We start from the raw sequence: 11496 nt of genomic DNA on the forward strand, positions 1-11496 counted from the left end.
CGACCTCCGCTGTGGAGCATCAGGTCGGTCGGTCGCCGTGTGGACCGGATCGGGCGTGTCAGAGCCGCAGGGTGCTCAGGAGCCCTCCGACGAGCGGGACGATGCCGATGAGCAGGAACGACGGGAGCAGGCAGACGCCGAGCGGCACCGCCGCCTTCACTCCGACGCGGCGCGCGCGGTCCTCGGCCTCGGCGCGAGCCGCGCGCGCCAGCTCGTCGCCCAGACGCTCGATCGTCGTCACCACGCTCACACCGGATGACTGACCGCGGGCCAGCGCCCGCCCGAGCGGTGCCAGTGCCTGCTCCTCGCCCAGCGCCCGCCAGACGAGGACGGGGTCCGTGCCCAGCCGCAGTCGCGCCGCGGCACGCCGCAGATGGGCACCGGCCGGACCTGGCAGAGCGTCCGCGACCGCATGGGCCGCCTCCGCAGGTCCGGCACCGGCGGTGAGGGCCGCCGCGAGCAGTCGAGCCAGGTGCGGCAGCTCACGACGGAGCTCCTCGCGCTCGCGCCGTACGGCGGCGGGCTCTGCCGTGCTGATCGCGCGCCAGCATCCGGCTGCCGCCAGAGGTGCCGCGACCAGACCGGGCGTCCCGCCGAGAAGGACGAAGGCACCCACGCCGGCGAGCAGGCTGAGCGGAATCCGGTAGCGCGCCATCCAGTCGCTCTTGCCCTGCCGCTCGGTGACCCCACGAACGCGCACGGACGAGCGCGGTCGCGGCACGAGCACGACCGCGAGCGCGGCGAGCACCGCGGGGACCAGAACCTCGCTCATGAGCGCTCCACGGCACGCGCGATGGCCTCGATCCACCACAGCCCGAGCCAGCCGATCGCCAGCCCGGCCGCCAGGCACCCGAGCCCGACGGGCGTGTCGAGGAGGAAGGACCAGGGATCCCCGCCGACACCTGCGCCCATCGACAGGGCGGCCACCGGCAGCAGCGCGACGAGCCTGGCCGTGGCCCGGGCCGAGGCGAGCTCGCCGTCCACCACCCGACGTGTCGCCTGCTGAGCACGCAGGTCCAGCGCCACGCGGTCGACCGCAGACGCGAGGCCGTGGCCTGTGCGATGCGCGACCTGCCAGGCGGCCGCGACCCAGCGCAACCCCTCCGCGCCCGGCGTCGCCGCCGCCCGGCGCAGTGCCTGCGGGATGTCCGCGCCGATCCGTGCTGCCTCAGCCACCGCGGCGAGCACCGGCCAGTCGTGCGCTGCTCGGTGCAGCGCCTGACCGGAGGGCTGCCCTGCGGCGAGCTCGGCCGCGAGCTGCTCACAGACGCTGACGAGCGTCTCGGCGGAGCGAGCAGCCTCCAGACGAGCGGCCCGACGGCGCCACAGGACGACGGCGCCGGCACAGATGCCGACCGCGAGCGCTGCGAGCGCCAGGACCCGCGGCGGCGCCGCGAACGCCAGCGCCGCAAGGGCCAACAGCGGCAGGACAAGGCCTCGTCGTCCCCGCCCACCCGGGCGCGACCACGGAGCCGCCAGCAGGCTGGCCGCCCCTCCGGCGGCTGCGGAGGCGACCAGCCAGGGCGGCATCAGGAGCGCTCCAGGAGCGAGGACAGCCGTTCGCCTCCAGGACCCTCGTCGACTCTTCCGTCGGCGAAGCTCGCCGCCAGGTCCATCTCCACCAGGCCGTCGGGACGGCGGCGGGGCACGGCGACCTCGCTCAGCCGACGCCTGCCCTGCCGGTCCCTTCGGAGATGGACGACGACGTCGATTCCGGAGGCGAGCTGGCTGTGCGCCGCGTCGCGGGCGAGGCCTGCGGCGAGTGCCAGCGCCTCGACCCGTGCGGGCACGTCGCTCGCGGAGTTGGCGTGCAGGGTGCCGCAGCCGCCCTCGTGCCCGGTGTTGAGAGCCGCGAGCAGGTCGACGACCTCCCCACCTCTGACCTCCCCGACGACAAGTCGGTCGGGTCGCATTCGGAGGGCCTGTCGCACCAGGGTGCGCAGGTCGACCGCGCCCGCGCCCTCGATGTTCGGAGGCCTCGCCTCGAGGCCGACGACGTGGGGGTGGTCGGGCCGGAGCTCGGATGAGTCCTCCACCAGCACGAGGCGCTCCTCGGGCCGCACGAGACCGAGCAGGATCGCCAGCAGCGTCGTCTTCCCTGAGCCCGTGCCGCCCGTCACCAGGAAGGCCAGACGGGCGTCGACGAGGGCACGCAGGAGGGCGGCGCCGGCGCTCGGCATGGTGCCGGCCGCGACGAGCTCCTCCAGCGAGAAGGACCGGCGCGAGGGCACCCGCAGCGAGATGACCGTCCCCGGTCGGGCCAGCGGTGCGAGCACCGCGTGGAGGCGTGAGCCGTCGGGGAGCCTCAAGTCGACGTACGGCGCCGCGTCGTCCAGCCGACGACCACCCGCGGCGGCGAGCCGCTGCGCGAGGCGACGCACCGCTGGCTCGTCTGGGAAGCGGAGCTCGGAGGCCTCCAGGCCAGAGCCACGGTCGAGGAAGACCTGGTCGGCACCGTTGACGAGCACGTCGGTGACGCCGGGCAGTCGCAGCAGCGGCTCGAGGGGACCGGCACCGACGACGTCACGGCGGAGCAGCTCATAGACGCTCAGGACGGTGGCATCGCCGACCGGTCGTCCGGCCGCTCGCAGCGCCTCCGCCACGCGATGGGGCGTCAGATCCCCCGGGGTGCGGGCCAGCCACTCCCGGACCTCGTCGACGACCTGCGGCGCGAGCTCGACGGCGGCGCTCATGCAGCTGCCGGCATGTTGCTGAGGACCGCCCGTGCTGCGCGTCCGAGCGGACCACGCCGGGACCGCAGCGGACCCAGCCCGAGGTCGATCGACTCCGCCAGGCCGCGCTGATCGGCCATCGCCGCGATCAGCGGCAGCCCGACGGCATGGGCCACCGCCTCGGGCTCGGCCCCGACTCCGCGCACGACGACACGCAACCGGGACCGGTCGCCGAACCGCGTGACGAGCCGGCTCGCGGAGGCGATCCCCGTGAGCGAGGCCGCCACGACGAGCAGCACGCGGTCGCATCGGCTCACCAGCTCGTCGGTGACCCCATCGGCGGCGCGCGGCAGGTCCACGACGACGGTGTCGTGACCGCGGCGCGCGGCTGAGAGCACCTCGCGCACGGACGAGATCTGGAGGGGGCGGGGGTGGTCGCCGCTGCCCCAGGTCAGCACGGCGAGGTCGCCGTCTCTCGGCAGTCCCTCCCGCAGCGAGCGGGCGCTCAGGCGCCCAGCGGTCCGGCTGAGCTCGTCCCACCCGACCCCCGGCCTGTCCTCGAAGCCGAGGACGCGGTCGACGCCCGGACCGAGCGGGTCGGCGTCGAGGACCACCGTCGGACCTGCCCGGGACGAGAGCTGCGCGAGCGCACACGCGAAGGTCGTGGCGCCGGCACCGCCTGAGCCTGCCATCACCCCGACGGTCAGACCTCGAGCCCGACCGACATCGCCGACGTCGCCGAGCAGGGCCGCCAGCCACTCGGCGGAGGTCGGGAGCAGCACGACGCCTTCGGCGCCGACGGCCAGTGCCGTGCGGAACAGCTCATCGGGCGCGGTGCGCCACGCCACCACGTGGACACTGTCGCGGCGCGGTGGCGACGCCCGGGCCAGGTCGGGCGCGAGGTCGGCTCCGACCAGGACGACGGCCGCCGAGGACCAGCCGCGCAGCGCCGCCCCGACCTCGGTGGTCACATCCGGCGCGGTCCCGGCGGCGGCACAGAGGCGGACGAGCTCGTCGAGCAGCGTCTCGTCGGCGGTGACGAGGAGTGCGTGGGTCATGGAGCCGAGACTTCCGGCAACCGCCCAGCACGGCAGGTCGGCGAGCCGGCCGCTGTGGACCGGCCTGCGCTGACATACGCCTGTGGGCGACCTCTGGCCCCTTTAGAGTGGGCACCATGGCAAGCAGCCGGCAAGCGGCGTTCTTCGATCTCGACAAGACGATCATCGCCAAGTCGAGCACGCTGGCCTTCAGCAAGCCGTTCCAGGCCGGCGGCCTGATCTCCCGCAAGGCGCTGCTCCACAGCGTCTACTCGCAGTTCGTCTACGCGGTGGGCGGTGCCGACCACGACCAGATGGAGAAGATGCGCCGGTTCATGTCCGAGCTGGTCACCGGCTGGGACGCCGACACCGTCCGCGACATCGTCGCGGAGACCCTGCACAACATCGTGGACCCGCTGGTCTATGACGAGGCCGTCCACCTCATCGAGGAGCACAAGGCGGCGGGGCGCGACGTCGTCATCGTCTCGACCAGTGGCCAGGAGGTGGTCGAGCCGATCGGCGAGATGCTCGGCGCCGACCACGTCGTGGCCACGCGGATGAGCGTGGAGGACGGCCGCTACACCGGCGAGATCGTCTACTACGCCTACGCCGAGGAGAAGGCCCGGGCGATCCGTGCGCTCGCGGAGCAGCGCGGCTACGACCTCGACCAGTGCTACGCCTACAGCGACTCCTCGACCGACGTGCCGATGCTGGAGGCGGTCGGGCACCCGTTCGCCGTCAACCCGGACCGTGAGCTGCGCCGCGTCGCGACGGCACGGGACTGGCCGATCCTGGTCTTCACGAAGCCGGTCGCGCTCCGTGGCGGGATCCCGCTGCCCCCCGCGAAGCCCACCTTGGCCGCACTCGCGGTCGGCGGCGTGGTGGTCGCCGGCGGGGTGATCTGGGCGAGTGCGAAGAGGCGCCGGATCGGCGCCTGAGGCTCTCGTCGGCAGGGCTGCTGAGCCGGCCGCGCGCAGGGCCGCATGATGCCTCACGCGCGCCAGAAGTCAAGGCGCAGCGGGGCTTGAAGGGGCTCGCAAAGCGGCGTAGGAATATGAGTGAGAGAACTCAAGAGCGCCACACGATCGGGTACCCACGCGGCGATCCACCCTTCCTACAGGGCGCTGGCGAGGCGGGGAGATATCCCGCCCACAGCAATAAGACGGTGCACGCCTGGTAGCCCGACGATCGTGTGACACGCGGTGGCATCCGGCTTTGTTCCTCGAGAACCCGGGTGCCACCTGCACGTCCGAATCCAGGCACACAGGACGATCCTCAGGTCGCGGACCGCCGCAGCGGCGAGGCCTCCGCCCCGGCCGCGAAGGCCTCCGCGGCGTAGAGGAGCCAGGCGTGCACGCCCGCCGCGGACCCGCTCGCATAGCCGCGGAGGTTGGACTCATACTCCGCCCGCAGCGCGAGGTGCCCCGCCTCCGGGACGACGAGCGACTTCTCGTCGACACCGCGCGCGACGACCACGAGCCGTTCCGCGGCACGGGCGACGATGCCATTGTGCGAGGCGAACGGGGCAGCGGTCGCCAGGTCCGCATGCACGATCGCTGCGATCACCAGCGCCGGCGTGGCGGTCTTCGCCAGCAGCAGGTCCGCGAGGCCCCGCAGCCGGGCTGCGGACTCCTCCGACCGCGGACGCCCGAGCTCCTCGGCCGACACCGACCCCGCGGCTGCGATCGCATGGAGCCGCGCCAGCGCCTGCAGCGGCGCTCGCTGCAGGACGGGGACCAGCGCGAGCAGCTCGGTGGAGAGGCGTACGGCGTCCTGCGCGATCGCGTCGCCACCCGAGGCTCGCACGTCCGCGAGCGTCGACTCGGATCCCTCGAGCACCGCGGACGCGTGCGCCCCGCGCAGCAGCGACTCGGCCGTCGTCTCCGGGGACGTGCGCCGCAGGCCGCGGTCGCGCAGCATGACGTCGATGCCGTCACGGGTGGCGGCGTACGCCGATGGCACGCCCTCGAGGGACATCAGCCAGGCCGTGGGGTCGCCGCTCATGGAGCGCAACGCTAGCCAGCGCGCCGTACGCCCGGGCGAGGAGGTCCGGGCAGCGCAGCGGCGCGGCTGCCCGGCGATCGACCTGCCCGCGAGTAGCCTGCGGGGGATGACAGAGCAGGGCAGGGTGTTCGGCAGGGTCGCGGAGTCCTACGACCGCGGCCGGCCCACCTATCCCCGCGAGGCGGTCGAGTGGCTCGTCGGCTCCGCGCCGCGCAGTGTCCTGGAGCTCGGCGCCGGCACCGGCAAGCTCACCCGCAGGCTCGTCGAGCTCGGCCACGACGTCCACGCCACCGACCCCGACGAGGCGATGCTGGAGGTGCTGCGGCGCAACCTGCCCGACGTGCGCACCAGCGTCGGCAGCGCGGAGTCCATCCCGGCCCCCGACATGAGCTACGACGTCGTCATCGCCGGCCAGGCGTTCCACTGGTTCGACCCCGAGAAGGCGCTTCCGGAGATCTCACGCGTCCTCACCCCGGGCGGGATGGTCGCGCTCGCCTGGAACCAGCGCGACGAGTCGATCCCGTGGGTGCGCAAGCTGGGCCGCCTCATCGAGCGTCCGATCGAGTCGATGGACCCCGGCGAGCCGCTCCTCGACTCCGGCTGCTTCGAGGGCGTGGAGCACGCGCGCTACGGCTTCTGGCAGACCATCGACCGCGCGAGCGTCGTCGACCTCGTGCTCTCGCGCTCCAACATCGCGATGCTCTCCGACGCCGAGCGCGAGGCCAAGCGCGCGGAGGTGCTCGCGTTCTATGACGACTACGGCCGCGGCATGGACGGCATGCAGCTGCCCTACACGTGCCTGTGCTACCGCGCGGTGGTGATCCCTCAGGTCCCGGCACGTCCGCAGCCGGCGGCGGTGCCGACCATGCCGACGACGTTCGTGTCCTCGGACCACGGCTCGCTGACGGACACGGCAGCGGCGCTGCCGCGCATCCTCGGCGCGGCGGCCGGCGACGACCCGGACGCGGGCGGCACGACGAGCATGCTGCTCATCGACTTCCGCTGAGGCTTGCGTGGGTGGCGGCGGCCGCTCGTTCGACGACGAGGTCGACCACGAGGTCGTGCGCGCGGATGACATCGGCGACGACGCCGGCACGCGCCGCACTCGCCGAAGCCGCGAGGCGGTCGGCGAAGTGACCGGGCGCGAGGAGGTACGGCGACACCGCGTCGTCCGGCTCGATCACCGCGTCCGGACGTGCGCCCTCCCCGGACAGCACCGCCGACCGGACGGGACCACCCCACGCCTCCGCGAGCAGACGAGCCGCACGAGCCAGGTCCGCGGCGGCAGACGCGTCGCGCGACCCGGCCGCGACCATGACGACAGGCATGCCGGGCACGGCGCCGGCCTCGACCAGACGCGCCACCTGGGCTCGCGCGAGCAGCGGATGCGGCCCGAGAGCCGGAGCGAGGATCGTCTCTCCTCGAGCCGCGAGCACGGCGGCCGGCAGGTCGACGGCGACATGGAAGCCGCGCGAGAGCAGCAGGGGCACCGCCACAGTCATCTCCTCCGAGGAACGAAGGAGGTCGGCGAAGAGGGGCTCGCACAGCTCGACGTACGCCGCAGAGGCCTCGATCCCGAGCCGCTCCCCGGCCCGCCGGGCGATCTCGACGGCGACCTCGTTGCCGGTCGGATGCCGCGTGCCGTGGGCGACCGTCACGAGCCTCACGTCGCGACCGCCAGGCGGTAGCCGCGCTTGACGACAGTTTGCACGGCTCGGGTGCCGAGCGCGGACCGCAGCCGTGCCACCGCCATCTCCACCGCGTGCTCGGAGCCGGCGGTGCCGGACGGCAGCATCGACAGCAGCGCCTGGCGGGGCACCACGTTGCCGGGGTTCGCCACCAGCGCCTGCAGGACCGCCGCCGGAGCAGGCGAGAGCTTCACCTCGGCGCCGTCGAGGAGGACCTCCGCGCCGTGCAGGAGCAGCTGGTGACCGCCGGCGAGCTCGATCGTGAGGCCGGCGCGCCGCGAGGGCAGCTCGACCTCGAGCTGCTTGACCATGGCCGCCAGGCGGGACCGCTCGGGATAGATGGTGGGCACGCCCCACATCTCGAAGGCGGCCGCCGTGACCGGCCCGACGCAGGCGGCGACGACGTCGGCCTGGAAGGCGGAGACGACCTCGTCGCGCCGGCCGGTCGAACCCGCGGCCTCCATGAGGGCCGCGACGGCGGGCGCAGCGGTGAAGGTCACCGCGTCCACGCCGCGGTCGGCGACGAGGTCGATCAGGTGGAACATCGGCTCCGGGTCGACGGCCGACTCCACGCGGTAGACCGTCACCGTCACCACCGACGCCCCCTGCCGACGCAGCGCATGCGCCACCATCGAGAGCGACTGCCCGTGCTCCTGCACGACGATCCGGCGGCCGGTCAGGTCGCGACCTCGCAGATGCAGCAGGACGTCGTCGAAGGACTCGGACTCGGGCGCCCACAGCTCGCGCAGGCCACGCCGCCGAAGGGCGCCGACGCTCTTCGGGCCGCGTGCGAGGATCTCCGCCCGGTCGAGGTGCTCGATGAGCCTGTCGAGCAGACCCCACTCCTCAGCACGGTCGAACCAGGCCCTCATCCCGATGCCCGTCGTGGCGAGCAGCATGTCGACCTTCTGGGCGAGGACCTCCTCGGTCGCCGCGCGCAACGACGCGTCGTCGACGTGGTTCGGCTCGATGGAGAGCGCCGGCGCCCAGACGACGTCCGCACCGCGCCGCTCGAGCAGGGCAGCCTGCTCGTCGGCCTTGCGGGCGGCGGTGATGCCGATCCTGAAGCCGTCGAGCGGCAACGGCTCGGCCGGCGGTCGGGGGCTCTCGGTCACAGGGATGATTGTGGAACGCCGCCGTAACAGGTGTCGCCCAGCCCCCGCGTCACCACGGTCACGAACTCCTCACGGCCTCACAGGTCAAGCGGCTCGGGCCGCCGCGCGCCGACCAGGACGACCCCGTCGCTGACCACCACGTCGTACGCCGGCACGCCGACCGCCGGGTCGTCCAGGCACTGGCCGGTGCGCAGGTCGAACGCCTGCTTGTGCAGGGGTGAGGCCACGAACGGCACGTCCCCGCGCGTCCCCACGATGCCGCGCGAGAGCACCCCGGCCCGGCCGAACGGGTCGTGGTTGCCGAGCGCGTAGACCTGGTCGTCGTACGTCCTGAAGACGGCCACCGCCTCGCCGTCGACGAGTGCCGCGACGCCCGACTCGCGGTCGATCCGGTCGAGATGGCAGACGGGCGTCACCGGGCCGCACCGACCGGGATGGCGGAGCCGAGGTCGATCGGAGCGATCTGGTCGCGGACGGTCTCGAAGCCGATGCTCGGGTCGGGCACGTCGGGGGCGTTGACGAAGGAGACGAACCGGGCGAGCTTGTCGGGGTCCTCGAGGGTCTCGCGCCACTCGTCGAAGTAGCCGTCCACGTGTCGCGCCATCGCCGCCTCGAGCTCGGTCCCCAGCCCGAGCACGTCGTCGACGACCACCTCCCGCACCCGGTCCAGGCCGCCCTCGAGCGAGTCGATCCAGGTCGAGGTCCGCTGGAGGCGGTCGGCGGTGCGGATGTAGTACATGAGGAAGCGGTCCAGGTAGCGCACCAGCTCCTCGGTCGAGAGGTCGCCGGCGAGCAGCTGGGCATGGGCGGGGATGGCGCCGCCGTTGCCGCCGACGTACAGGTTCCAGCCCTTCTCCGTCGCGATCACGCCGAAGTCCTTGCCGCGCGCCTCGGCGCACTCGCGAGCGCACCCGGAGACGCCGCCCTTGAGCTTGTGCGGGCTGCGCAGGCCCCGGTAGCGCAGCTCCAGCATGATCGCCAGGCCGACGGAGTCCTGGACGCCGTAGCGGCACCATGTCGAGCCGACGCAGGACTTCACGGTGCGCAGCGCCTTCCCGTAGGCGTGACCGGACTCGAAGCCGGCGTCGACGAGCCGCCTCCAGATGGCGGGCAGCTGCTCGGTGCGGGCGCCGAACATGTCGATGCGCTGTCCGCCGGTGATCTTCGTGTAGAGCCCGAAGTCGCGGGCCACCTCGCCGATGACGATGAGCTTCTCGGGCGTGATCTCGCCACCCGGGATCCGCGGGACGACGGAGTAGGTGCCGTTGCGCTGGATGTTGGCCAGGTAGGCGTCGTTGGTGTCCTGGAGGGTGCGGTTCTCGCGGGCCAGCACGTGCCCGTTCAGCTGGCTGGCGAGGATCGAGGCCACGGCCGGCTTGCAGATGTCGCAGCCGCGGCCGCGTCCATGCGCCGCGACGATCTCGTCGAAGGTCCGGTAGCCGTGGATCAGCACCACGTCGAACAGCTCGGCCCGGGTCAGCGCGAAGTGCTCGCACAGGCTCTTGTCGACCGTGCGACCCTGCGCGGCGAAGTAGTCCTCGACGATCTTCTTGACCTGCGTCTTGCAGGAGCCGCAGGTGCTGCCGGCCTTGGTCTCCCGGGTCACGTCGGCAGCCGTCTCGCAGCCGGCGTCCACGGCCGCCTCGATCTGGCCCTTGGTCACGTTGTTGCAAGAGCAGACCTGCGCCTCGGCGGGCAGGGTCAGCGCCACACCGCCCCCGCCTGCCGGCAGGATGAGCTCCTCGGGGTTCTCGGGGAGCGGCAGGCCGCTGGCCGCCATGGGACGGAGGATGCCGTACGCCGACGCATCGCCGACCAGCACGCCGCCGAGCAGGCGCTTGCCGTCCTCGGAGATGACGAGCTTCTTGTAGACACCGGTGACGTCGTCGGCGTAGGTCAGCTCCAGCGCGCCCTCAGTCGCGGCGTGCGCGTCGCCGAAGGAGGCGACATCGACGCCGAGCAGCTTCAGCTTGGTCGACATGTCGGCGCCCTCGAAGGTGCCGTCACCGCCGAGCAGCGCGTCGACGACGACCTCGGCCATGGCGTAGCCGGGTGCGACGAGGCCGTACATCACTCCCCCGGGCGCCGCGCACTCGCCGATCGCGAAGATGTGCTCGTCGCTCGTGCGGCAGTGCTCGTCGACCAGGACACCGCCGCGCTCGGCGATCGCCAGGTCGGCGGCCCGCCCCAGCGCGTCGCGGGGCCGGATCCCGGCCGAGAAGACGACCATGTCGACGTCGAGCGGGTTGCGGTCCTTGAGCGCCATGCCGGTCACCCGGTCGGTGCCGAGGATGGCCTCGGTCATCGCGCCCGTGTGCACGGTCAGCCCGAGCTGCTCGACGTGCCGCGACAGCGTGCGGCCGCCGGCGGCGTCGACCTGCACCGCCATGAGCCGCGGCGCGAGCTCCACGACGTGCGTCTCCAGCCCGAGCTGGGTCAGGGCGTTGGCGGCCTCCAACCCGAGCAGGCCGCCCCCGATGACGGCCCCGCTCTTCGCGCGTCGGGCCGCCTTGCGGATGGCCTCCAGGTCCTCGATCGTGCGATAGACGAAGACGCCCGCGAGGTCCTTGCCGGGCACCGGCGGCACGAACGGGTAGGACCCGGTCGCGAGCACCAGCTCGTCGTAGTGCAGGTCCTCGCCCGTGTTGAGCGTGACGATGCGCTGCCGAGGCGAGACGGCGACGACCTCGACGCCGGTGCGCAACGTGACCCGCGGGTCGACGTACCGGCCCGTGGGCAGGAGGCTGAGCGCCTTGGCGCCCACCTCGAAGAAGCTGGTCAGCGCGACCCGGTCGTACGCCGGCCGCGACTCCGCGCCCAGCACCGTGATGTCGTGGGTCTCGGTGAGACCGCGCTCGATCGCCGCCTCCACGAACCGATGGCCGACCATCCCGTGGCCGACCACGACCAGCTGGCGGCGGCGGTGGCTCTGCTCCGTCATGTGGACCTCCTTGCGTCACTGACGACGCTAGAAATCGGA

11 protein-coding genes are annotated in these 11496 nt (G+C 73.0%); 2 read left to right on the forward strand and 9 right to left on the reverse strand.

All coding sequences use genetic code 11. The features are described 5' to 3' along the window. Positions 1-58: 58 nt before the first annotated feature. From ACYQ1K_RS04965 to ssd, 4 genes are read right to left on the reverse strand one after another with little or no spacing between them, the layout of a single operon-like run. Positions 59-772, reverse strand: coding sequence for a type II secretion system F family protein (locus tag ACYQ1K_RS04965; protein ID WP_459981704.1), 714 nt, complete (start codon positions 770-772; stop codon positions 59-61). Beyond that, positions 769-1530 carry a type II secretion system F family protein gene (locus ACYQ1K_RS04970; protein WP_459981705.1) on the reverse strand — a complete coding sequence of 254 codons (762 nt, stop codon included), beginning with the start codon at positions 1528-1530 and terminating at the stop codon, positions 769-771. Before ACYQ1K_RS04970 ends, ACYQ1K_RS04965 begins: the two co-directional genes overlap by 4 nt. After that, entirely contained in the window at positions 1530-2693 is a 1164-nt protein-coding gene (locus tag ACYQ1K_RS04975; RefSeq protein ID WP_459981706.1) for a TadA family conjugal transfer-associated ATPase, read from the reverse strand. Before ACYQ1K_RS04975 ends, ACYQ1K_RS04970 begins: the two co-directional genes overlap by 1 nt. Further along, positions 2690-3730, reverse strand: coding sequence for a septum site-determining protein Ssd (gene ssd, locus ACYQ1K_RS04980; RefSeq protein ID WP_459981707.1), 1041 nt, complete (start codon positions 3728-3730; stop codon positions 2690-2692). Before ssd ends, ACYQ1K_RS04975 begins: the two co-directional genes overlap by 4 nt. Positions 3731-3846: 116 nt before the next feature. Between ssd and ACYQ1K_RS04985 the strand changes: the two genes are divergently transcribed. After that, on the forward strand, positions 3847-4647 hold the full coding sequence (locus ACYQ1K_RS04985; protein ID WP_459981708.1) for an HAD family hydrolase: 801 nt from the start codon (positions 3847-3849) through the stop codon (positions 4645-4647). 337 nt (positions 4648-4984) lie between these two features. On the opposite strand, the gene ACYQ1K_RS04990 is transcribed toward ACYQ1K_RS04985, so the two are convergent. Next, complete coding sequence (locus ACYQ1K_RS04990; protein ID WP_459981709.1) at positions 4985-5713, reverse strand: Fic family protein; 729 nt, start codon at positions 5711-5713, stop codon at positions 4985-4987. Between ACYQ1K_RS04990 and ACYQ1K_RS04995 the strand changes: the two genes are divergently transcribed. After that, complete coding sequence (locus ACYQ1K_RS04995) at positions 5712-6719, forward strand: class I SAM-dependent methyltransferase (RefSeq protein WP_459981710.1); 1008 nt, start codon at positions 5712-5714, stop codon at positions 6717-6719. The genes ACYQ1K_RS04990 and ACYQ1K_RS04995 overlap by 2 nt on opposite strands. Here ACYQ1K_RS04995 and ACYQ1K_RS05000 read toward each other — a convergent pair. The 4 genes from ACYQ1K_RS05000 to nirB all read right to left on the reverse strand — a co-directional run bounded on the left by ACYQ1K_RS05000 (position 6703) and on the right by nirB (position 11457). Further along, positions 6703-7380: a sirohydrochlorin chelatase gene (locus tag ACYQ1K_RS05000; protein ID WP_459981711.1), complete on the reverse strand. Its 678-nt coding sequence runs from the start codon at positions 7378-7380 to the stop codon at positions 6703-6705. The two genes, ACYQ1K_RS04995 and ACYQ1K_RS05000, sit on opposite strands and share 17 nt — an antisense overlap. Next, positions 7377-8516 (reverse strand): uroporphyrinogen-III synthase, encoded by a 1140-nt coding sequence (locus ACYQ1K_RS05005; protein WP_459981712.1) that lies wholly within the window; start codon positions 8514-8516, stop codon positions 7377-7379. The genes ACYQ1K_RS05000 and ACYQ1K_RS05005 overlap by 4 nt, the downstream gene beginning before the upstream one ends. A 77-nt stretch (positions 8517-8593) precedes the next feature. Continuing rightward, positions 8594-8932, reverse strand: a complete 339-nt coding sequence (gene nirD, locus ACYQ1K_RS05010) for a nitrite reductase small subunit NirD (RefSeq protein ID WP_459981713.1) — start codon at positions 8930-8932, stop codon at positions 8594-8596. Continuing rightward, the gene (nirB, locus tag ACYQ1K_RS05015) at positions 8929-11457 is read right to left on the reverse strand and encodes a nitrite reductase large subunit NirB (RefSeq protein ID WP_459981714.1); all 2529 of its coding nucleotides are present in this window, start codon (positions 11455-11457) and stop codon (positions 8929-8931) included. Before nirB ends, nirD begins: the two co-directional genes overlap by 4 nt. Positions 11458-11496: the final 39 nt, after the last annotated feature.

Source organism: Nocardioides sp. AN3, from assembly GCF_054653495.1.

Coding starts and splice junctions, on each gene's coding strand:
- ssd (WP_459981707.1), bottom strand. CDS start 3,730: ATGACCCACGCACTCCTCGTCACCGCCGACGAGACGCTGCTCGACGAG.
- ACYQ1K_RS04995 (WP_459981710.1), top strand. CDS start 5,712: ATGGAGCGCAACGCTAGCCAGCGCGCCGTACGCCCGGGCGAGGAGGTC.
- ACYQ1K_RS04975 (WP_459981706.1), bottom strand. CDS start 2,693: ATGAGCGCCGCCGTCGAGCTCGCGCCGCAGGTCGTCGACGAGGTCCGG.
- ACYQ1K_RS04985 (WP_459981708.1), top strand. CDS start 3,847: ATGGCAAGCAGCCGGCAAGCGGCGTTCTTCGATCTCGACAAGACGATC.
- ACYQ1K_RS04965 (WP_459981704.1), bottom strand. CDS start 772: ATGAGCGAGGTTCTGGTCCCCGCGGTGCTCGCCGCGCTCGCGGTCGTG.
- ACYQ1K_RS04990 (WP_459981709.1), bottom strand. CDS start 5,713: ATGAGCGGCGACCCCACGGCCTGGCTGATGTCCCTCGAGGGCGTGCCA.
- nirB (WP_459981714.1), bottom strand. CDS start 11,457: ATGACGGAGCAGAGCCACCGCCGCCGCCAGCTGGTCGTGGTCGGCCAC.
- ACYQ1K_RS04970 (WP_459981705.1), bottom strand. CDS start 1,530: ATGCCGCCCTGGCTGGTCGCCTCCGCAGCCGCCGGAGGGGCGGCCAGC.